We start from the raw sequence: 22,931 nt of genomic DNA on the forward strand, positions 1-22,931 counted from the left end.
TTTAAAATAAAAAACCCACAGTAATTCAGTGATTTAGAGTAAACTCCGGATCTCCACGATTTGATCTGATTCCTTCTGTCTGTAATCTGCGTAAAGCAGCACGCCATTGAAAAGACTTTCGACCGTTAATTGTTTAGTGTTGAGTTTACCTTAATGTGTTAGAATTACTGTAGGCAGTTTTTTCCGGAAAAAGTTTCTATTTTCCTATATCACCCAGCGACTGATTAATATTTACTAATCTTTCGTTGGTTGATTTTATATTTTTTTCATGATTCAGAGCAACTACTTCTGCATTGGTTCCCAGTTTCAGGGCACACATTGCCAAAGCATCTTGTTTGTCTCTTACATCAAAATTTTGTTCAAAATCTTTAATCATATTTTCAATCTGCTTCCCCACTTTGCGCAAAGTTTCTTCTTCTGCTGCGGGTACATTTAGCGGATATACTCTTCCAGCAATGTTGATGGTTATTCTCCTTACCTCCATTATAATCCACTGTTTTGAAGCTGTGCAATACAAAAGTCTACTTCTTTTACCAATCTGTTGATATGGTTTTTCATGAGTCTGTTGTGTTCAGGATTTCCTGATATTGCTGAATACAATTTTATATTTTTCTGTTCTTCTGCCAATACCTGATTTTTTTTTCTTTCCTCGTCATATTTCGTCTTCAGCTCAGCATGCTCTTTATTTAATTCTAAATATTTCTCAGATATATTTTGATGGCTTTTTTGGAGGCTCAAAATCTTTTTCTCTAATTCTGAAAAATTATTTTCTAATTCTTGAAGCATTTCAGGTTTATAAATTTTCTAACTATTAGCAAAAATAGGAAAATATTAGTACCGACAAAAATAATAGTCTCTATATTTTGACAAAAATAAAAAAGGAGATGCCAGGCACCTCCTCTTCATATTAATTTTTTATTATATTATTCAAATTTCAAAACAAACATAACTGCTCTTGTCTGTAATGTAGAAACTGCTGCAGACCAATATGGAGGCGTTGTAGCATTATCTGCAACCATTTCGTTATTCATAAAGAATGTACCTCTGATTGCCGGAGTTAATTTAAATTTATTAAAATAGAATTGAATTCCCATTTCTGCAGACCAAGCAAAATTGTGTGTTGTAGATCTGAAAACCTGCTGCATGTTATCATCCTGAGAATCTGAGTTTGACTGTAAATTAACAATATAATTCACACCAGCCGAAACATACGGTCTCGAGTTGTACCATCTTTCACCGTGTAACTCCAAAATCACAGGGATATCAACCAAAGTAGATTTAATATCTCTCACTCTGTCTTTTTCTGTTAAAGCAATCGGAGCAAAAGGAGGATTCGTCAAACTTCCATCCTGATACCTTGAATTAGTATCTGTATTAAAAATCAATTGTCTTTGAGCAAACTGCAAACCTGGCTCTAATCTTACGTCTAAATAATCATTAAGTCTGAACTTGGCAATAAGACCGGCTCCGAAGCTCGTGCTTTCTTTTGAAGATACTAGATTATAATTTTCATACATTCCATATCTTGGGTTGAGCACAATTCTATAATCCAGTAAATTACCATTCAGATAAAACCCCCAACTGACTTTTTTCTGGTCAAAGTCTTCCAACCTGTCCATCCTGTTACGGGTTCTAAATTGAGCATTTGCAACCGTTGCAATGCTTACTGAGGCTAAAACCAGAGCTTTTAATAGAAATTTATTCATAGGTTATTTTGTTGCTTTATAAATTGTGGCTATACCTAAACTTAATTTTTTGTATTCTACTTTTTTAAATCCTGTATCTAAAAGAATTTGTCTCATCTTTTCTCCAAATGGAAATGCATTTACAGAATCGGGAAGATAAGTGTACGCCCTATTATCTTTAGAAACCAGTCTGCCGATTGCCGGCAATATATTTTTGAAATAAAACATATAAAATGGTCCTAAAAAACCCTCTACCTTTGAAAACTCCAGAATATAAACACTTTTATTTTCTTTAACCACTCTTCTCAGCTCTGCCAAACCTTTAGTAAGATTCTCAAAATTTCTCACTCCAAAAGCAACGGAAACTGCATCAAATCTATTGTCCTCGTAAGGTAAATTTTCTGCATCGCCCTTTTGCATGGAAATTTTGCCGTCTAAATTAAGTTTTTTTATTTTAACAATGCCAACATTTAACATTTGTTGCGATAAATCTAATCCCACCACTTTTGCACCGGTTCCTTTTTCCACCGCAATAGCTAAATCTCCTGTTCCTGTGGCAACATCCAATGTTTCTTTTGGGCTGTCGTTATTCATCCATTTTACCAATTTGTTTCTCCAGAGCACATCTATTTTCATAGAAAGTACATGGTTTAATAAATCGTATTTAGGCGCAATGTTGTCGAACATATCCTCTACCTGACTCTTTTTGCTAGATTCAGAATTGTAGGGTGTTACTTGGTTGATATCTTTTGTCAAAACTTAAAACTTATAGTATTCTTTATAATAATTCAGATAATCCTCCTTGCGGAAAATCTTTGTACGGGATTCTACCTTCTGAATATTTTTGATCATCTGATCATAATCTTCATCTACATTATAATAAAAATCTTCTGTATATAATTTATTAAAACGTTTGGCACCCCCATAATATTGTTTCCCGTCGATCATTGTTTTATCCAATGCCAAAAGTAATGAATCTTTTTTAAGATTGTACCCATAATATTGCTCATTAATGTAATAATCTTTATGGGCAATATTTAAAAGACCACGAATTTTATTAACCTCAAAAGCAGAGTCATAAAGCATTTTCTTATTCTGATCAAAGACCTTTATAGAGTTTTTCCCTTTCTGCAAATCTACCTGCACAAACTGACCTGCCGAAATAATACCTTCAGAGCCGTTGTTGATTTTAAAATAATATGTATTGGGAGTAGGATTATCTACGAGATAATAATTTTTTTTTGCCAAAAAGAAGTTGTACACAGCGAAAGCACCGATAAATACCACAACAGCAATAATTAAACCTTTTAAAGATGGATTGTTTTTCATAGATTGGCTGAAACAATTTTTGCAAATTTAATAATATTTTTAATTCTTTCTTATTAATATTAATTATTAACTTTGCATCTTTAAAAAATTACATAAGCGAATGCCAAATACGATCATTATTGGTTCCGGATCTTATCTTCCGAATAGAGTAATTGGAAGGGATTTTTTCTTAGATTCAGAATTTTATACAGAAGACGGTATAAAGATTGACAAGCCTGCTGAAGAAACTATTGCAAAATTTGTAGAAATTACAGAGATAGAAAACAGGAGATTTATAGATGAAGATCTTTCAAATTCACAAATCGGTTTTGAGGCTGCAAAGCTTGCTATTGCAGATGCCAATGTAGATCAGGAGGAGCTTGATTATATTATTTACGCCAGTAATTTTGGCGAAGTTACCGTAAATGGTTACGCTGATTTTATGCCGACAATGGCAGCAAGAGTAAAAAATAAATTGGGTATCAAAAACAGAAAATGCGTTACTTATGATATGCTTTTCGGTTGCCCGGGCTGGGTAGAAGCAATGATTTTATCAGATAACTTAATTAAAGCTAAAGTTGCCAAAACAATCCTTGTAATCGGTGCTGAAACTTTGAGCAGAGTGACCGATCCTCACGACAGAAACAGAATGATTTTTGCTGACGGAGCGGGAGCTGTAGTAGTAAAAGCTACTGACGAAGAAAATGTTGGGATCATTGCTCACAATACGATTTGCGATAATGGCATTGAGCTTAATTATCTTGCAAATGGACCGTCAATCAATAAAGAAGCAGATCAAAAACGTTTATATGTAAGAATGCTGGGAAGAAAAATTTATGAGTACGCTCTAAAAAATGTTCCTGCAGCTATTAAAGAAACCATTGACGACGCCGGATTATCTATTGAAGATATCGACAAAATACTTATACATCAGGCAAATGCGAAGATGGATTATGCGATGATTGAAAGACTTCATAAGCTTTACGACATCAAAGATTACGATCACGCGATATCTCCAATGACGATTCAGGAGTTCGGAAATTCTTCTGTAGCAACAATTCCTACCATGTTTGATTTAATAATTAAAGGAAAAATGACTGGTCATTCGTTTAAAGATAAGGGTAACATTGTGATGACATCGGTAGGTGCCGGAATGAACATTAATGCTATTGTTTATAAATTTCCCTAAGAATATTAATTAAAAATATAAAAAGCACAGGAAATTTATTTTTTGTGCTTTTTTTAACCTTATTATGCAGAAAAACTTCTTATTCATTGTCGCAATCTTCTTGTTTCTAGAAGTTTATATTTTTCAGGCAATAAGAACCTTAACAGATAATTTCTGGATAAGACTCGGCTATGTTATTTTATCTTTGGCTATTTACAGTGTTCTTGCATACGAAATAACCCATTTTCAAAGAAGTGACAGAAGTACGGTAAGAGCACAAATATCGATCTCTTTATTTTTAGTTTTTATTTTACCTAAAGTCTTTATTGTTCTGTTTTTATTGGTTGACGATATCTTCAGAACAGGAGGATATTTGGTAGGACTTACCACTAAACCTGCCGAAAACTTTTTCCCCGAAAGACGCAAGTTTTTAAGCTTAATCGGATTAGGATTGGGAGGTGTGCTTTCTGCTCTTTTCATAGACGGAATTACTTTTGGAAAATACCGTCATACCGTAAGAAGAGTAAAAGTGAAATTTGCCAACCTTCCCAAAAGTTTTAAAGGATATAAAATCATTCAAATCTCTGATGTTCACAGCGGAAGTTTTTCTGACCCAGGCAAATTGCAGCACGCCATTGATTTAATTAATGGACAAAATCCAGACTTGGTTTTATTTACCGGAGATATGGTGAATAATGTTGCCGATGAATTTAAACCATTCATTCCTTTATTTTCTAAAATTAAAGCGAAAGACGGAAAATTTGCAGTCTTAGGAAACCATGATTACGGCGATTATGTAAAATGGAATTCTAAGGATGAACAAAAGAAAAATCTTGAAACCTTAATAGAATATGAAAGACAAGCCGGTTTTGATATGCTTCGTAATGAAAACCGAATCATTGAGAAAGACGGTGAAAAAATCTACATTTTAGGTGTTGAAAACTGGGGATTAAAGCCTTTTCCACAATATGGAGACATTGACAAAGCATTGGAAAACGTACCGCAGGACGCCACAAAAATTTTAATGAGCCACGACCCTACTCATTTCGATTATGTGGTAAAAAAACATCCTAAAGATATTCATTTAACGCTTTCAGGTCACACGCACGGAATGCAGTTTGGTTTAGATTTGAAAAATATAAAATGGTCTCCTGTACAATACCGTTATCCGAAATGGGCAGATTTGTACGAAAGTGAAGGAAAAATGCTTTATGTGAATCGTGGTTTCGGTGTTTTAGGTTATCCCGGAAGAGTTGGAGTGTTGCCGGAAATTACTCTTTTTGAATTAGGTTAAAAAAGTTCATTTATTTAGTTTAAAGTTTTAACCAAGCCCTAAAACCTAATTCCTGCAACCTATCTAAAAAATATAATCCTTCATTCTTGAAGTCGCCAATTCTTTTTCATTGATCCATGAAAGAAAAGCTTCGAGCTTATCCTCCATCTTTTTTCCCAAATAAAAACTTCGGTAAAATGGAACTTTAAACTGATATTTCTTGATATCGGTAAACTGCCACGATTCAAGATAGACCAATACAAAATCATCATTTTTCAAGGTTTCAAAAACCATATTCTGATAATATTGCATCGGCAAGATCTGAAAAACAAAATCGTTATAAGGCAATTGACTGTATGGCGAAATACTTTCCGGAACAACACTCAGTCCATTGTCTTCGATAATTTCTGAGGTTCTTTTTAAACGCTTAAAAGGAAACAGAATATCTGCGTGATCAATATTTGAGATATAATTAAAACCGATTGATTTTAATTCTTCCAAAGAAAACTGATTGTCTTTCTGGCGAATTCCTTTGATCTGTTTTTCAAGAAATTCCTGAGTCGTTTTTTTTACCTGATCGATTTTTTCAAGGTTCGAATTTTTATTATAAAAAGCAATTTCATGCCCTTGAGCAGAAATTGCTTTTAGTAAATTCTGAAGTTTTTCTGCAATAGAAATCTCTACAAAAAAACTCGCTTTTATATCGTGAAGATCTAAAATTCTTAGAATTGCTTTGGTATTACTTTCGGTAATTTTCAATCTTTCTTCATCAGAAATAGTGATGCTGTTTTTAGTTTCAGCCTCAAAATTTACGATGTTGAAAGTGAGCAATATCATTCAGTATAATTTTAGATGAAAGTAATCATTAATAAAGGGATAAACTAATTTAATCAAAATTCTTTCCCCGACCCTAAAGGGAGTAATTTTGATTAAATTTTCAAGACATTTTTTCGCCCTTTAGGATTGGGGAAAAGAAAAAATGCCTTGAAAATTTATTTTGAATACTTTTTAATCAGACTTTTAATTATAACTGATTGAAGGTAATCAGATTAATTTTTATTCAGTTTTACTTTTAAATTCTTGATCATATCTTTCGACATCTCAGAAATTCCGAAATCGTAAGATAATCCCCAATCTTTTTTCGCTACAGAATCATCAATTGAAGCCGGCCAGGAATCTGCAATCGCCTGTCTGAAATCTGGTTTGTAATCAATCTCAAATTCAGGAATTTCCTTCTTAATTTCAGCTGCCAATTCTTTTGGAGTGAAAGACATTCCACCTAAATTATAAGAAGAACGAACCGTAAGGCTTTCTTTCGGGGCATCCATTAGCTGTAAAGTTGCATTGATCGCATCATCCATATACAACATCGGCATTCCTGTATTTTCAGAAATAAAACTTGTATATTTCCCTTCTTCAATTGCTTCGTAGAAAATCTCAACTGCATAATCGGTAGTTCCTCCACCTGCAGGAGTTTTCCAGGAAATTAAACCGGGATAACGGATACTTCTTACGTCTACTCCATATTTATCAAAATAATATTCGCACCATTTTTCACCTGCCATTTTAGAAATACCGTACACTGTTGTAGGGTTTAAAACTACATCCTGACCTACATTTTCTTTTGGAATTCCTTTCCCGAAAACAGCGATAGAACTAGGCCAGAAAATCTTTTTAAGTAAACCTTCTTTCGCCAGCTCACAAAACTGAAGAAGTGGCTCCAGATTTAGTTTCCATGCAAAAATAGGTTGCTTTTCTGATGTTCCCGACAAAAGAGAAGCCAGATGATATACTGTTGTAATTTCGTAATCTTTGATAACTTGTTTTACCAATTGCGTGTTGGTAACATCCATCCTTTCATAATGCCCGGCTGAAGTAATATCTTTCTGATATCTGTCTAGACCCGAAGCAACCACATTATCAGCGCCATGTATTTCTACCAATCTATTCGTAAGCTCAGTTCCGATTTGCCCTAAAGCACCTGTAATCAATATTTTTTCCGTATAAGACTCCATTTTACTTTTTATTATTATGATAAAAGCAAAAATAGAAATTTTAGACCCTATTTTAAAACAAAATTGTAAATTCGATTACAATTTTTACAAATGAAAAAAATTATCATTTCATTCATTTTGCTTTCTTACTCGCTTTCAGCACAGTACACGGATATTAATATTGTAAAAGAAGTTAAGGTAAAAAATAAAGGAGTTGTAGTTTCTGCGCATCCTTTAGCAAGTGAAGCTGGGGCAAAAATTCTTAAAATGGGCGGAAATGCTTATGATGCAGTGGTCGCTACACAATACGCTTTGGCTGTTGTTTATCCTCAAGCCGGAAATATTGGCGGTGGCGGTTTTTTGGTGGGTGTGAAAAATAACGGAGAAAAATTTACGCTCGATTACCGTGAAACGGCTCCTAAAAATGCTTCCAAAAATATGTATCTCAATAAAAACGGAAAAGCCAATACCGATTTGTCTCAAAACGGAAGATTAGCGGTTGGAATTCCTGGAAGTGTGGCGGGATTTTTTGCAACTTTAAAGCATTGCAATCTTCCGATGGAAAAACTGATTCAGCCGGCAGTAGATTTGGCTGAAAAAGGTTTTGCAATTACCGAACAGGAAGCCAGATTATTAAATTCGCATAAAGAATATTTTCAAAAATATAATAAAACGTCCAATGCATTTATAAAAAATGAAGCTTGGAAATCAGGGGATATTCTCATGCAGCAAGAATTGGCGGAAACATTAAAACTGATTCAAAAAGCAGGATTAAAAGGATTTTATGAAGGAAAAACTGCCGAACTTCTGGTTTTAGAAGTGAAAAAAGAAAAAGGAATCATTACTTTAGAAGACCTGAAAAACTATAAAGTTGCTGAAAGAAAAGCACTTGAGTTTGATTACAAAGGGAACAATGTTATTTCGATGCCTTTACCATCAAGCGGTGGAATTCTTTTGGCGCAGATGCTAAAGATGTCGGGTTATGAAAATCTAGAAAATTATCAGCAAAATTCTACGAAAGCGGTTCAGATTATGGTGGAAGCAGAAAGGCGAGCCTTTGCAGACAGAGCCGAATACATGGGAGATCCCGATTTTATTCAGGATAAAACAGCCTATTTAATTTCTGACGATTATTTGAAAAACAGATGGGAAAGTTTTAGTTTTAGTAAAGCTACGCCAAGTTCGGAAGTCGGAAGAGTCATTAACCAAACCAAAGAATCTACGGAAACCACGCATATTTCAGTGATTGACAAAGACGGAAATGCAGCTGCTGTTACCACAACTTTAAATGGTCTGTATGGAAGTAAAGTTGTTGTTTCTGGAGCTGGTTTTTTCTTAAATAACGAAATGGATGATTTCTCGATAAAACCAGGTGTTCCGAATATGTTTGGTGCAGTTGGCGGTGAAGCAAACGCAATTCAGCCTAATAAAAGAATGCTTTCTTCGATGACACCAACCATTGTTTTGAAAAAAGGAAAACCTTTTATGATTGTAGGAACTCCGGGCGGAACAACCATCCCTACTTCTGTTTATCAGTCGATTGTGAATGTAATTGATTTTAAACTGAATACCAATATGACCGTTAATTCTCCAAAATTTCATCATCAGTGGCTTCCTGAAACAGTATCTTTTGAAAAAAATTTTCCGGAAACAACGATTAAAGATTTAGAAAAATTAGGTTATAAAGCTGAAAGAGTGAATCAATTGGGAAGAACGGAAATGATTTTAATAGACGATAACGGAAATATTCATGCTGTTGCAGATGGTCGTGGTGACGACTCTGTTGCAGTAGAATAAATTTTATTTGAGGTTCGAGATTCAAGGTTAAGATTGTAGATTTGGGGAATTACGTGACAATTTCAATTGAAGCTTTTAAATTGAATTAAACTTTTCACCAAATTAAATTAAAGTTTATTTCAAATTTTCCTATTTTTCGTTCTTAAAAAAGTAAATCCATCTCTTTTGAAAGCAAAAAAATTCTACCAGCAACTCTATTTTCAGGTAATTATTGCCATTACTCTGGGAATTCTTTTAGGAAATTTCTACCCGGAATTGGGCGAAAAAATGAAACCTTTAGGCGACGGTTTCATCAAATTGGTAAAAATGATTATTGCTCCGGTCATTTTCATTACGCTTACTTTAGGAATCGCCCACATGACAGACCTGAAAAAAGTGGGACGAATTGCCATAAAAGCAATGCTCTATTTTTTCACGTTTTCAACATTAGCGCTAATTATCGGTTTAGTTGTAGGAAATATTATTCAGCCCGGAGCAGGTTTAAACATTGATCCGGCAAGTTTATCGGGAGACGTTTCTCAATACCAGCAAAAAGCACACGACACCACGCTCACCGGGTTTATTATGAATATTATCCCGGAAACATTATTCAGTCCTTTGGTTGGAGACAACATTCTTCAGGTACTTTTGGTCGCTATTTTAATGGGAATTGCTTTGGTTTTAACAAAAGAAAAAAGTGGAAAAGTAACCGAATTTTTACAGGTTCTGGCTGCTCCTGTTTTCAAAATCGTTCATATGCTGATGAAATTAGCGCCTATCGGAGCTTTTGGAGCCATGGCTTTTACGATTGGAAAATATGGTTTGGCATCTGTTTTAAATTTAATTTTTCTTGTTGGAACTTTCTACATCACTTCTATCCTATTTGTCGTTTTGGTCTTGGGAGCAGTTGCCTGGTACAATGGTTTTAATATTTTTAAACTGATGTATTATCTGAAAGAAGAACTTTTACTGGTTTTAGGTACAAGTTCGTCAGAGTCTGCACTTCCCGGAATAATGGAAAAGATGGAGAAAGCCGGCTGTTCCAAAGCAATTGTAGGTTTGGTGATTCCCACCGGATATTCTTTTAATCTTGATGGCACCAATATTTATATGACTCTCGCCTCGTTATTTATCGCACAGGCCTTAAACATTGATCTTTCCATTGAAAAACAATTGATGCTTCTTTTGGTAGCGATGCTAAGTTCAAAAGGTGCTGCAGGAGTTACAGGAGCTGGTTTTGTTACTTTAGCAGCAACTTTAGCCGTGGTTCCTGAAATTCCGATTGCGGGAATGACTTTAATTTTAGGAATTGATAAATTTATGAGTGAATGCCGTGCTTTGACCAACGTCATTGGAAATTCTGTAGCGACTGTAGTTGTAGCCAACTGGGAAAAACAATTGGATAAGGAACAGCTACAATATTGTCTTGCCAATCCTAATGAAATTGAGAAAAAACTAGAAGTTTAAGATGTTTTTTATGATTATAACCATAAAAATTTCAATTTCTAAGTATTTACTTTGTAACAGATCATTATTATAATGATAACTTTTTCATCATTTGTGTTTTAGCCTTCTTTACGGAAGGCTTTTATTTTTAAAATGAGTTATATTAAAATATTCAGGCTTGAAGGCTGAACTTTCACGTGAATCGGAGATTTTATTTTATTAAACTCTCCATCAAGATGCCAGTTTTTGGTATTTACTTTAAATTCGATTTCTGAAACCGGCAGATAAGTGATATAATCATCCTCTTTCAGCTTTTTGGTAAACATTCTGAAAGCAAAAAGTGGCGAATAAGTCAACGGAAATTTTTTCACCAAAACCATATCAACCAGACCATCACTCTTACTCGCCATCGGCGCAATGTATGCGTTGTTACCAAACTGACGCGTATTTGCAATATTAATCATCAAATACTTCCCGTTATATTGTTTATAATTTTCGTCAAAAAATTTAAGCTTTATCGGTTTATAATTAAAAAAAGTCTTCAAAGAAACTTTAATGTAATTCTTAAATCCACGGTTCGTTTTTTCAAATTCTTTCACAACTTTTCCGTCAAAACCAGTTCCTGAAACATTGATAGAAAGCCTGTCGTTTACGGTGAAAGTATCTATTTTTCGAGATTTTTTAGCCTTTAGTTTATTTAATAATTCATCTAAATTTTTGCTGAATTGTGTTTCATTAGAAAAACCATTTCCAGAGCCTGCCGGAAAAATAGCCAGCACTTTTTCGGTGCCGATAAGCTTTTTGGCAACTGTAGAAATAGTTCCGTCGCCTCCGATAGCCACAAAAAAATCAACATCATCAAAATGACTTTCGATAAAATCATCAGTTCCCAAAATAGACTCAGAAATGTAGTACAAAGGGTTTTGCACTTTACTTTTTAGTTCATTTAGAAAGGGCTGATAATTTTTTTTTGCCGAAAAAGGATTAATGATAAAGGCAACTTTTTCCATGGTCACAAAAGTAAAAAATGCTTCCTGATTTGGAAGCATTAATATTAGTTAATTTTCATTCTCTTTTTAAATTCCGGATTAATGGTCCCGTCGAGCTCTTTCCAGGAGACGGGAATTACAATATCTCCGGCTGCAAAAGCTGCAATTTCGTAAGGACTGTAATGGAAGTAGAGGTGTTCATTATCAAAATAAAAAGCTTGGTTTGCAGGAATTACATCTACCAAAAGCATATCTGAATTTTTTACCGGACCATCAGAATCAGTCGTTCCGCTCGGCAGTTTATCAAGATTTTTCATTAAAAGTTCTTCAAGTCTTGCTTTTGGCATTGTGGTGATATCTTTTAGATCTAATTTTTTATTGTTTTTCAAATCAAAAACTTTTGCACCGAAAGAATAATTACTGTGCGCTCCGCCCTGATAAGAAGTATGTAAATATTCAATCTGAAGAAAATCATCATTTTGAGAAATCAGCTTCATAAACGAGCCGGCTTCCCAGGTTTGTGGATTTTGTATATCTGAAATCCATTCTTTACTATCTTCTTTTACTGATGCGTAAAATTCGGTTTTATCTTTGTCTAAAAAGCTCTGTAATCCTTGTTTTGAGTAATCGGTAATCCCTTTTTTATCATAATAAATACTGTCTAAAAGAGCTTTATCTTTTAAAGTTGGGAAAATTAATACTTTTGATGCGTAATTCACAGAAAGCTTGTCATTAATCCTCATAGAATCATTTACTTTAAGAGAATCTACGGTAAATTTTTCAGGACTTTTATTTTCTGTGTTTACATTCACTGTTTCCGATTCTGTCTTTTTGCAGGCGGCTAAAAGAAAAGCGCCAGAGAGTAACATTATTGCAACTTTATTTTTCATAATAGTTATTTTTCGACTAGAATGCAAAAACCATTCACAAAATGAATGGTTTTTAAAATTTGTATCAATAATCGATTATTTCTTAATCAAACTCATTACCTGACTTTCAGAATCTGAGATTACTTTCCAGATTTGTTTGAATGCAGGATAATATTCTTTAGGATAATCTGCACTTGCGATTTTGACCTCAGAAGTTACTGTAATTTTATTGTCTTTATTCTCTACAATATAAGAATACGAAATCTCTTTATCGTCTGTTGTTATCTTTTTGCTTTTTGGTAAATCGGCTACCGTATATCCTTCAGGAATTTCTATTTCTACTTTTTTAGTTCTTGTATAAGGTGAAACAAAATTGATCATGTATTTTCTCTCTTCCGTTTCATTAAAATCATTACCAGACTGATGAAGAAATAACAAAGGATTAAAAATTTTCTTTTTTCCTACATTATCAATTAAGCTATTGGATGAAAACTTCATTTTAGACTCAAAATCACCATTATCTTTAACAGAAGAATTGATATCTGAAAAATCTATAGCATAACTGTCTTTATATTGCTTTTTATACTTATCCGGGTTTTCGTCATAGCTTTCCTTAGCATCGAGAGCGAAAAGTCCGGCATCTTTATCTTCATAAGTTCCACTTACAGTACCATCATCATTAATTTTAGCTTTCGTAAGATATTTGCCATAACTCATTTTAGCATTAAACATCGTAATTACTTCGGCTTTATCATCTTTCACCAAAAGTCCGTTATTATTCCAGACTCTGGATGGCAAAAGATTAGCCTGTGACTGTTTTGAAGTGGCATCAAAAAGATAAAATCTATTGTTGATTTCGGTTCCTACCACTACATAGTTAAAATTACCCAAATTTGGAAAAGCTAAATTTAAATTTCCATTTCTCACGGTTGATATAAGTATAGGATATGCCGTAAGACCAGCACTTCGAAACATAGCTGCCAACATCAAATTGAGATCTGCATCATTTCCTGTTTTATTTTTTATAAGATCTTTAATTCCGTTTTCTGCATAAATACCATTATCATAGTTCCATGTAAAATTTGTTTTCACATAATCTAAAATTTTATTGGCTTTTGATAAATCATCTTTTTCATCAGCAATTCCTGCAGGTAATAGCTCTTTTACCAATCTGTCTTTTTTATACAGTGCCCCAAAATCATCATGATCCCAAAGTTTCTTTCTAATGTCTTCCCAAGTGGAAGTGTACATTTTAAGGTTATCACCAAAATAAGTTGAATGAAGCTCTGCTCGTATTTTTGTTCTGTAATTATCATTATTTTTCACATACTTTTCAGTTTTAAAGCCTTTCAGATTATCATAACCGAATCTATATGTTTTATGTTGTGAGCCATAAATAATATCTTCTTTCACAATTTTATATTTAGGCGAAAGACTTCCCGTAAAATCTACACTGTAAGACATTTGTAACGGAGTATCAAAAACATATTCCGTATAGACCGAAGGAATATCCAGTTCGATATAGATCAACGGAATTTCGTACGTAAATGGTGAAGAAACTTCATAGTGATATTCTATAACCGAACCATTCTTTATATTGGGAAAAGCATATTTACTAACTGTAACATATTTATTTTCTTTTGATTTAAATTTTGAGCTTTTATCAACTTTAGTTTCCACTACATTGTCGCCTTCAAGATTATAGACCAAAGCCTTCATATTCACCAAAACTTCACGGTCTCCGGAATTGTTATCATACAAAGATACCTCCAGATTGTGCCAATCTTCAGATTTATCTTTTTCGTACATCTTCACACGATACGTGTATTCCTTTATAAGATTTCCTGTTCTGTTATCTATTCTGTAATGTATAGCGCGATAAAGCAATTCTGCGGGAGCTTTAGGATCAATCTCTGATTTTTCTTTTTTTAGATCTTCTTTATTAAACTTAGGAACCTTCAGAAACTGTTGATTCTGTGCAAAAACAGTTGTACTGATCAAAAAAAGAGACAATAAGGTTATTATGTTTTTCATTTATGATTTTTTTGAAATTAAAATTTTTGAGTTATCAGCATTCATTATTTTCTTTCTGAAACTTACATAGTCATTGTACTTTTCTTTAGAATGGAGTCCTTTTTTGATCTGAATGAACCTTTTGACAATCAATTTTTCATCTTTTTTCTCAAAAGAGATTCTGTATGTCCCAAAATCTGAACTCAAAGTACTGTTATCCGGCATTTCTTCAATGATATAGCCTGCAGGAAGCTGATAAATAATCTCATATTCATCCTCAAAAGAGAAACGGTTTTCAAAAGGAAGATTTCTGTTTTCATCCTGATGATATGAAGCATTCGAGTAAATAGGAACCGCCCTGAAAATATAGCTGGAACCCACCATTTTGGAATAATTGATCGCTTTGAAATTTAAATCGAAATCGATTGTTGCCAAATCTCTGTTATTTTTGAAATCAGACATTTCAATTTTCTCAAAATCTAATGTAGAAAATGCATTTTTTATGGCATTATTTTTTTCAGTCTGCCTAAGCCCCGCATAGGCTAAATTAAAATCATACTGATTTCCTGTGTAAGTAAATTTACCATTCCCGGTAATCGTTTTATCCCGATTTAGCTGAATATTTAATATCTGCTTTTCTTTATTTTGCTGTGAAGAATAACTTGGCGTTTCCATAATCTCAATTCCCTCCGGTTTTACTGCTAAAACATTCCGGTCTGTGGTATTAAAACTTAAATGATTGTAAGCCATTTCCTGAGAAGTATTTTCAAGCCAGATATTTCCTTTTTCTGTTGGAATAACCAATATCACATGATTTCCTCCCATTTTTGGAAAATCAGTATCAAAACTTATCGGTGAAGAATTAGAATTAATGATTGCATAATAAGATTTTATGCCCGCCTCGTCCAAAAGCGTTTTCATATAATTGGTAAGGCCTTTACAATCACCGTAACCTTTCTTCTGTACCTCATCGGGCATCATGGGCTGCCAACCACCAATTCCCAAGGCTACAAAAACATATCTTGTTTTACCTTGCATATACTGATAAATCTTTTTTACTTTTTCTTCTGTAGATCCTGAAAGATTAAGTGCTGTAATTTCAGATTTTATCTGTGGTGTGGAAGCTGCAACCGGTGTCAATAAACTATTATAATACCATAAACCGAAATCTTTCCAGGTGGTAATATTCCCTTTTTTTCCGACCAGACTAAACTGATCCAAAGAAAAACTCACTTTTGGTAAAATCTTTTGTGGATTAGGAACCATATTTTCATTATCAATTGCAGGTATATTTTGATAAGTATATAATTTTCCTCCGTCCTCTTGAGAAGTATTTACCGAAGCAAATCCGAAAGGCGAATCATAAGTTTTCGATCGTAAATTGATTCCTGATTTATTAATAATCTTAAAACTGCTTTTCTGTAAAGAAATATTAAAATCATTATAAGGTGTAAAATCCGGGATAAAAACCGTATTCTGATCTTTTTGATCGTAACTAAACTCAATAGTATAGGGATAACTTGTAGGCGTATAAGATAAATACATCATTCTGTTATCCGAATAAAACGAGCCTTGCGAGTTGGCTGCGACATCCGTAAAATCACTTTTGGAGTAGCTTTTTATTTTAGCTCCTTTCTCATCGTAGACAGTTACTTTGACGTTGGAAACTGTATTTCCTTTTTCATAATATATTTTGGGTAAAGAAAAGCCAACCGCATCTTTGTTGATTACAGTTATTGCAGAAGAATTTCGGTAAACAATTTCATCCACTTTATTGATTTCCAAAATCGTACTTTCGTTTCGGATCACCGCACTTGCATTCTTCTTTAAAACATCACTAATTTCTGATACCGGATAACTTTGTGCGTAGTAAAAAGAGGCTAGAGAAAGCGCTCCTACACACCATAATTTCATCATTCGTAAATATTTTCTCCAAAAATATAAAAAATCTTAATAAAATCTTAATAAATGTTAAAAAAAATTATCATGAATATGAGAATTATTACCTATTTAAAACAAAAAAAAGACTCCACAAAAAATGGAGTCTTTGAAATATTATTCAAAAGATGATTTAGACATCAATCTTAGCATACTTTGCATTTTTCTCTATAAATTCTCTTCTTGGTGGAACCTCATCTCCCATCAACATTGAGAAAACTGAATCTGCTTCTACAGCATTATCAATTGTTACCTGCTTCAAAATTCTGTGTTCAGGATTCAATGTAGTTTCCCAAAGCTGCTCAGGGTTCATTTCCCCAAGACCTTTATAACGCTGAACTTCTACTCCTTTTCCGTCCGGAGACATTTCTAGAGTTAACTCTTCACGCTCTTTTTCATTGTAAGCGTAAACTTTCTTATTACCCTTTTTTAATAAGTATAAAGGCGGTTGTGCAATATAAATATATCCGTTCTCAATCATTTCCTTCATAAAACGGAAAAAGAACGTAAGAATTAGTGTAGAAATGTGAGATCCATCAATATCGGCATCGGTCATGATCACTACTTTATGATATCTTAACTTCGCCATATTTAAGGCCTTACTATCTTCTTCAGTTCCTACAGATACACCTAAAGCGGTATAAATATTTTTAATCTCTTCGTTATCGTAAACTTTATGAAGCATTGATTTCTCAACATTCAGAATCTTACCTCTCAACGGAAGAATAGCCTGGAAATGCCTATCTCTCCCCTGCTTTGCAGTTCCACCTGCCGAGTCTCCCTCGACTAAGAACAATTCAGATTCTGCAGGATCTTTTGATGAACAGTCAGATAATTTCCCTGGTAAACCAGAACCTCCCATCGGAGATTTTCTCTGAACCATTTCACGAGCTTTTTTCGCAGCCTGTCTTGCTTTTGCAGCCAAAACAACTTTCTGAACGATAATTTTTGCTTCGTTTGGATTCTCCTCCAAGAAGTTGGTAAGCATTTCACCTACAATTTTATCAACCGCACCAGAAACTTCAGAGTTTCCTAATTTAGTTTTTGTCTGTCCTTCAAACTGAGGCTCCATTACTTTTACAGAAATTACAGCCGTTAAACCTTCACGGAAGTCATCTCCGGTAATTTCTACTTTTTCTTTTGCAGGAATCCCTAAATCATCTGCATATTTCTTCAATGTTCTCGTCAAAGCACGTCTGAAACCAGCCAAGTGAGTTCCCCCTTCATGAGTATTGATGTTATTAACGTAAGAGTGAAGATTTTCGTTAAAAGATGTATTGTAACGCATCGCCACTTCTACAGGAATATCATCTCTTTCACCTTCCATGAAAATTACATTTTCCATGATCGCTTCACGGTTTCCGTCGATAAACTCAACAAATTCTTTCAAACCACCTTCAGAATGGAAAACTTCAAACGCAAAAGTGCCGTCTTCATTTTCTTCTCTTTCGTCAACAAGTGTAATTGTAATACCTTTATTCAAGAAAGATAGTTCTCTTAATCTTGAAGCCAGTGTATCATAATTATACACCAATTCCTGGAAAATAGTTCCGTCTGGCTGGAAGAAAACCTCAGTTCCTCTCTCATCCGTAGTTCCTATTTCAGCAACATCAGCCAAAGCTTTTCCTTCAGAATATTTTTGTTGATATAATTTACCGTCACGGCTTACTGTAGCCACCAACAAGGTAGAAAGTGCGTTCACACAAGAAACACCAACCCCGTGAAGACCACCGGAAACTTTGTAAGAATCTTTATCAAATTTTCCACCCGCTCCGATTTTGGTCATTACAACCTCCAAAGCTGATTTTTGTTCTTTTTCGTGGAAATCTACAGGAATCCCTCTACCATTATCTTTTACAGAGATACTCTCTCCTTTATGTATTGTAACTAATATTGTATCGCAATGACCTGCAAGCGCTTCGTCAATAGAGTTGTCTACTACTTCATAAACCAAATGATGAAGACCTCTCACTCCTACATCACCAATGTACATAGATGGTCTTAGTCGAACGTGCTCCATGCCTTCTAATGCCTGGATACTACTAGCTGTATATTGTTTTTGACTCATATAAATTGAATAAATTTGCTTAATGCAAAGACCCACAAATATCGTGATTTTTTTCGACTTATCAAAGTAATTTACATCTTAAAATGTCAGAATTTATCCTAAAATTTGAGCGATTCATTCAGGAAAAAAAACAATAAAGTTACAATGCAAATTTGAATTGACCGGAATGTTTTAAATCATATTTAATCTCAGCAATTTATCCTTAACTTTAAACTGAAAAATTAAATTTTATGGATGACTTTATTGCTGCACGCGCCCAAATGGCGCTTTCTTTAGGTTTTCATATCATCTTCGCCTGCGTCGGAATGGTCATGCCTTTCTTGATGGCATTTGCCCATTGGAAATACCTCAAAACCGGAAACGAAATTTATAAAGGTCTTACCAAAGCGTGGAGCAAAGGAGTTGCTATATTATTTGCAACAGGAGCAGTTTCGGGAACGATGCTTTCATTTGAACTCGGATTGCTCTGGCCGGGATTTATGAAACACGCTGGACCTATTTTCGGAATGCCTTTTTCTCTTGAAGGAACCGCATTTTTTATTGAAGCCATTGCCATCGGATTTTTCCTTTACGGTTGGGATAAATTTAATAAATGGTTTCACTGGTTTTGCGGATTTTTAGTTGGCTTAAGCGGGTTAGCTTCAGGAATTTTAGTGGTTGCGGCAAATGCCTGGATGAATTCACCAACCGGATTTGACTATATTAATGGACAATACGTCAATATAGACCCTATAAAAGCAATGTTTAATGACGCTTGGTTTCCACAGGCATTACATATGACGGTTGCCGCTTTTTGTGCAACAGGATTTGCGGTTGCAGGAGTTCATGCTTTTTTAATTATGCGAAAGAAAAATGTAGAATTTCACACTAAGGCATTTAGAATTGCTGCAGCTTTTGCAATGATTGGAGCTTTCGGTGCTCCTTTGAGTGGCGATGTTGCCGCAAAATCTGTTGCCGAAAGACAACCTATAAAATTAGCGGCAATGGAAGCTCATTTTGAAACTGAAAAAGGAGCAGCTTTTGTATTGGGTGGAATTCCTGATGAAGAAAAGGGAGAAATTAAATATGCTATAAAAATTCCAAAAGTTTTAAGCTTTTTGGTGAGTAATGATTTTAATGCCGAAGTAAAAGGACTGAATGATTTCCCAAGAGATGAATGGCCCCCTGTTGCCGTTGTGCATTATGCTTTTCAGATTATGATTTTCTTTGGCGTTGTCATGATTTCCATTGGATCTCTTTATCTGTATGCTTTCTTTTTCAAAAAAGATTGGCTGACAAAAAACTGGCTGTTAAAAACATTCCTTTTTGCTACACCATTTGGTTATATTGCTTTGGAAGCAGGCTGGACAGTCACAGAAGTTGGCAGACAGCCTTGGATTATTTACGGAATTATGAAAACCGTAGATGCTGTTACACCGATGCCGGGAATTCAGTATTCATTTTATTTTTTCACAGCAATTTTTATTTCATTGTCATTAATTATTATATTTCTTTTGAGAAGACAGATACAAATGGTTCCCAAACTTTACGATCCTACAGACCCTCAGTTTAATTCTAAAAACAAAAAATCATGATCTACGTTGTAATTGGTTTTCTATGGCTCTCCGTATGTCTTTATGTAATTTTGGGTGGTGCAGATTTCGGAGCCGGAATCGTAGAATTGATGACCAAAAAGAAAAACAGAAAGTACACCGAAAAAATAATGTACGAATCGATTGCTCCTGTTTGGGAAGCCAATCACATGTGGCTCATCATTGCCATTGTTATTTTATTTGTAGGATTTCCTGAAATCTATACCACCCTTTCTACTTATCTTCATATTCCTTTAGTATTAATGCTTGTTGGGATTATTGCGAGAGGAACAGCCTTTACTTTCAGACATTACGATGCAGTGGAAGATCGATGGCAGATCATTTATACGCAGATTTTCTATTATGCGAGTTTGTTAACGCCTTTTTTCTTAGGTTTAATAGCGGCTGCAACCGTTTCACAATCGATAAACCCTGATGCAAATAACTTTTTAGATTTATATGTTTTCAGCTGGCTTAATTGGTTCGGTGTTGCAGTAGGATTATTCACCGTTTCACTTTGTGCCTATTTAGCGTCCATTTTTTCGTTAAGGGAAACCAGCGACAGGCTAGAATTAGAATTAATGATCAGCAAATCGCACCAAACGATGCTTTTTGTAGTCGTTACCGGTTTATTGGTTTTTCTAGCAGCCTATCTGTCTGATATTCCACTAACAAAATGGATTTTCTCAAAATATCTGGGTGTGATGGCGATTACTTTTGCAACCGTTGCTTTAGGCTTAATTTTAAGGGCGATGCATAAGAAAAAACTGCTTCCGGTAAGAGCTTTAGCTGGGTTTCAAATTATTATGATTTTAGTGGCTGCAACTTATCAGCACAATCCGGATATTATTTTATTAGGAAACGGACAGCACCTTTCTTTACTGAAGCATGTTGCAGCTCCAAAGACTATTACAGCATTAGGTTGGGCCTTGGTTTTGGGATCGCTTTTTATTCTTCCTTTTTTGTTTTATCTGATGTTTTCGTTTTCAAAAGCATCAAAAAAATAATTGATTTTAAATTTTAATCATTTTAAACTCCGGAAAATCGCTACAGTTTTTCCGGCCAGTTGACATCCAGCGTTCGAACAGGAAACGGAATGCTTATTTTGTGCTGATCAAAAGCTTTTTTAATTGAAATAATAGCATCATGACCCATTTTAAGATAATCTATCTGCTCTGTAGATTTGCACCACAAACGAACTGTAAAGTTGATCGAGCTATCGCCAAACTCCTGATAAAAAAGGGTAATTTCTTCTTCAGGAGCAAGACCTTCAATATTTTTTAAAGCATCTAAAGCCACCTGAGCCACTTTTTCAAGGTCTGCATCATAAGAAACACCCACTTTCAGATCAAGACGTCGTTTACCAAGAAGTGAGTAATTCTCCACCGGATTCTGAAAAACCTCCTTATTCGGAATAATAACCATTTTTCCCTGAAAAGTTTTAATAACGGTATCACGAAGATTCACCTCCATTACTTTTCCCATATAATTTTTTACCGAAACAATATCACCGATATGCAGAGGTTTACGGAACGAAATAAAAATACCGGAAATAAAATTGGATGCGATATCCTGAAAGGCAAAAGCCAAAGCCAGCCCGAAAATTCCGGCTCCCGCAAGAATTGACGTTACCGCTTTATCAAGTTTCAAAATACTCAGTGCTGTAAAAAAAACAATACCGAGAACAGTGATATAAATAAAAGTGCTAAAAAGATTGGTTATGGTATGGTTGGAGGAAATTTTACTAAAAATTTTTAACGTCAGTTTCCGGATCCATTTTGCAATGAAGAATCCAATTACGAGGATAAGTGCTGCCAAAAGCAGATTTGGTAAAATTTTTACAATTTCGCGGAACCAAATTTCAAGTTTTTCATCAATTAGCTCAATAGCTTTGTTCAGATCAAACATAGATAAGATTGTGTTTTTATTGGCTATTCAGCCATTATAAATGTATAAAAAATATTTGAGTTTGAATATTTTTTAACAATCTTAAATTTTAAAGCCTTATTTCTTCAGTAAAACCACTTCTACTCTTCGATTTTTAGTTTTATCTAATTCTGTTTCTTCGGGATATGCAACAGGATTGAGATGGCCGAGTCCTTTTGCAGTAATTCTGTTGGAATTGATTTCGTTTTTCAATAAAAATTCTTTGATTGCATTGGCTCTGGTAAAAGAAAGATTGAATGTTTTTAAATCTAAATCTTCACCATCAAAATTTTCATAATCACAGCAAATATGTCCCTGCAATTCGATTTCTAATGTAGGATTTTCTTTTAATTTTTTTAAAAGTTTTACAATCTCAGATTGTCCTTTCGGAAGCCAAACATGACGACCTCCAACAAAATTGACATTCGGAAGCGCAAAAGTATCTTTCACTTTCATCTGAGAAATTTCCGTACTTAAAAAACTAGGCAAAGCATTTCTTGAAATTTTCTCTCCCTGAACAAAAGCTTTTTCAATAAAAATATCAACTCTACGGTTCTTCCCACGCAACTCGTCGGTACTGTTGTCATTGATTTGTTTTTCTTCTCCTAAACCAACAGCATTGATTAATTGAATGTTTCCTGAAACTTTATTCTGAAGATAATTACGAACGGTATTTGCACGGTTTTCCGAAAGTTTACTATTATATTCATTCGTTCCGGAAGAATCACAGTTTCCAAATATTTTGAATTTTAGGCTGGTTTTCAATTGTGCTAAACTATCCAGTTTTTGTTTAGATTCGGGATTTAGCTCGTAAGAATTATGTGCAAAATAAACAGAAGTCATCATTTGCGCCTTATATCCAATTGAGATCAAAAAAAATAATACAAAATATTTCATCAGATTTTGA

Annotated in this window: 20 protein-coding genes; 6 read left to right on the plus strand and 14 right to left on the minus strand. The window is 34.3% G+C overall.

Annotated elements, in window-relative coordinates; translation table 11 throughout:
• Positions 1 to 196 precede the first annotated feature (196 nt).
• The 5 genes from EG358_RS14170 to EG358_RS14190 all read right to left on the minus strand — a co-directional run bounded on the left by EG358_RS14170 (position 197) and on the right by EG358_RS14190 (position 3,014).
• On the minus strand, positions 197 to 484 hold the full coding sequence (locus tag EG358_RS14170) for a cell division protein ZapA (protein ID WP_076559631.1): 288 nt from the start codon (positions 482 to 484) through the stop codon (positions 197 to 199).
• Positions 484 to 786 carry a hypothetical protein gene (locus EG358_RS14175; protein WP_076559629.1) on the minus strand — a complete coding sequence of 101 codons (303 nt, stop codon included), beginning with the start codon at positions 784 to 786 and terminating at the stop codon, positions 484 to 486. Before EG358_RS14175 ends, EG358_RS14170 begins: the two co-directional genes overlap by 1 nt.
• 137 nt (positions 787 to 923) lie before the next feature.
• The gene (gene porT, locus EG358_RS14180) at positions 924 to 1,706 is read right to left on the minus strand and encodes a type IX secretion/gliding motility protein PorT/SprT (RefSeq protein ID WP_076559627.1); all 783 of its coding nucleotides are present in this window, start codon (positions 1,704 to 1,706) and stop codon (positions 924 to 926) included.
• Positions 1,707 to 1,709: 3 nt separating this feature from the next.
• Positions 1,710 to 2,372, minus strand: a complete 663-nt coding sequence (gene ubiE / locus EG358_RS14185; RefSeq protein WP_236255552.1) for a bifunctional demethylmenaquinone methyltransferase/2-methoxy-6-polyprenyl-1,4-benzoquinol methylase UbiE — start codon at positions 2,370 to 2,372, stop codon at positions 1,710 to 1,712.
• A gap of 72 nt (positions 2,373 to 2,444) precedes the next feature.
• Positions 2,445 to 3,014 (minus strand): hypothetical protein, encoded by a 570-nt coding sequence (locus tag EG358_RS14190; protein ID WP_076559623.1) that lies wholly within the window; start codon positions 3,012 to 3,014, stop codon positions 2,445 to 2,447.
• Positions 3,015 to 3,114: 100 nt separating this feature from the next.
• Between EG358_RS14190 and EG358_RS14195 the strand changes: the two genes are divergently transcribed.
• Both EG358_RS14195 and EG358_RS14200 read left to right on the plus strand, forming a co-directional pair.
• A complete protein-coding gene (locus EG358_RS14195) occupies positions 3,115 to 4,182 on the plus strand; it encodes a 3-oxoacyl-ACP synthase III family protein (protein WP_076559621.1) in 1,068 nt (355 codons plus the stop codon).
• Between the two features lie 64 nt (positions 4,183 to 4,246).
• Positions 4,247 to 5,455, plus strand: a complete 1,209-nt coding sequence (locus tag EG358_RS14200; RefSeq protein ID WP_076559619.1) for a metallophosphoesterase — start codon at positions 4,247 to 4,249, stop codon at positions 5,453 to 5,455.
• 63 nt (positions 5,456 to 5,518) lie between these two features.
• On the opposite strand, the gene EG358_RS14205 is transcribed toward EG358_RS14200, so the two are convergent.
• Both EG358_RS14205 and EG358_RS14210 read right to left on the minus strand, forming a co-directional pair.
• Entirely contained in the window at positions 5,519 to 6,271 is a 753-nt protein-coding gene (locus EG358_RS14205; protein ID WP_076559617.1) for a polysaccharide deacetylase family protein, read from the minus strand.
• 212 nt (positions 6,272 to 6,483) lie between these two features.
• Positions 6,484 to 7,449, minus strand: coding sequence for an NAD-dependent epimerase/dehydratase family protein (locus tag EG358_RS14210; protein ID WP_076559615.1), 966 nt, complete (start codon positions 7,447 to 7,449; stop codon positions 6,484 to 6,486).
• Positions 7,450 to 7,539: 90 nt separating this feature from the next.
• On the opposite strand from EG358_RS14210, the gene ggt reads away from it, so the two are divergent.
• A complete protein-coding gene (ggt, locus tag EG358_RS14215; RefSeq protein ID WP_076559613.1) occupies positions 7,540 to 9,225 on the plus strand; it encodes a gamma-glutamyltransferase in 1,686 nt (561 codons plus the stop codon).
• A 165-nt stretch (positions 9,226 to 9,390) separates the two neighbouring features.
• Positions 9,391 to 10,671: a dicarboxylate/amino acid:cation symporter gene (locus EG358_RS14220; RefSeq protein WP_076559611.1), complete on the plus strand. Its 1,281-nt coding sequence runs from the start codon at positions 9,391 to 9,393 to the stop codon at positions 10,669 to 10,671.
• A 137-nt stretch (positions 10,672 to 10,808) separates the two neighbouring features.
• Here the strand turns inward: EG358_RS14220 and EG358_RS14225 are convergent, their stop codons facing one another.
• From EG358_RS14225 to gyrB, 5 genes are all read right to left on the minus strand, one after another.
• Positions 10,809 to 11,660, minus strand: coding sequence for a diacylglycerol/lipid kinase family protein (locus EG358_RS14225; RefSeq protein ID WP_076560000.1), 852 nt, complete (start codon positions 11,658 to 11,660; stop codon positions 10,809 to 10,811).
• A gap of 44 nt (positions 11,661 to 11,704) precedes the next feature.
• Positions 11,705 to 12,529 (minus strand): RsiV family protein, encoded by an 825-nt coding sequence (locus tag EG358_RS14230; protein WP_076559609.1) that lies wholly within the window; start codon positions 12,527 to 12,529, stop codon positions 11,705 to 11,707.
• Positions 12,530 to 12,604: 75 nt separating this feature from the next.
• A complete protein-coding gene (locus tag EG358_RS14235; RefSeq protein ID WP_076559607.1) occupies positions 12,605 to 14,542 on the minus strand; it encodes a transglutaminase-like domain-containing protein in 1,938 nt (645 codons plus the stop codon).
• Positions 14,543 to 16,438, minus strand: coding sequence for a DUF3857 domain-containing protein (locus EG358_RS14240; RefSeq protein WP_076559605.1), 1,896 nt, complete (start codon positions 16,436 to 16,438; stop codon positions 14,543 to 14,545). It abuts the gene before it with no gap.
• 154 nt (positions 16,439 to 16,592) lie between these two features.
• Positions 16,593 to 18,527, minus strand: a complete 1,935-nt coding sequence (gene gyrB, locus EG358_RS14245) for a DNA topoisomerase (ATP-hydrolyzing) subunit B (protein WP_076559603.1) — start codon at positions 18,525 to 18,527, stop codon at positions 16,593 to 16,595.
• A gap of 230 nt (positions 18,528 to 18,757) precedes the next feature.
• On the opposite strand from gyrB, the gene EG358_RS14250 reads away from it, so the two are divergent.
• Both EG358_RS14250 and EG358_RS14255 read left to right on the plus strand, forming a co-directional pair.
• Complete coding sequence (locus tag EG358_RS14250) at positions 18,758 to 20,101, plus strand: cytochrome ubiquinol oxidase subunit I (protein ID WP_076559601.1); 1,344 nt, start codon at positions 18,758 to 18,760, stop codon at positions 20,099 to 20,101.
• Positions 20,098 to 21,105: a cytochrome d ubiquinol oxidase subunit II gene (locus EG358_RS14255; RefSeq protein ID WP_076559600.1), complete on the plus strand. Its 1,008-nt coding sequence runs from the start codon at positions 20,098 to 20,100 to the stop codon at positions 21,103 to 21,105. The genes EG358_RS14250 and EG358_RS14255 overlap by 4 nt, the downstream gene beginning before the upstream one ends.
• 40 nt (positions 21,106 to 21,145) lie before the next feature.
• Here EG358_RS14255 and EG358_RS14260 read toward each other — a convergent pair whose 3' ends face one another.
• The gene (locus EG358_RS14260) at positions 21,146 to 22,006 is read right to left on the minus strand and encodes a mechanosensitive ion channel family protein (RefSeq protein WP_076559598.1); all 861 of its coding nucleotides are present in this window, start codon (positions 22,004 to 22,006) and stop codon (positions 21,146 to 21,148) included.
• Positions 22,007 to 22,102: 96 nt separating this feature from the next.
• The gene (locus tag EG358_RS14265) at positions 22,103 to 22,921 is read right to left on the minus strand and encodes an OmpA family protein (protein ID WP_123890119.1); all 819 of its coding nucleotides are present in this window, start codon (positions 22,919 to 22,921) and stop codon (positions 22,103 to 22,105) included.
• Positions 22,922 to 22,931 lie beyond the last annotated feature (10 nt).

The organism is Chryseobacterium indoltheticum, from assembly GCF_003815915.1.
Lineage (GTDB): Bacteria > Bacteroidota > Bacteroidia > Flavobacteriales > Weeksellaceae > Chryseobacterium > Chryseobacterium indoltheticum.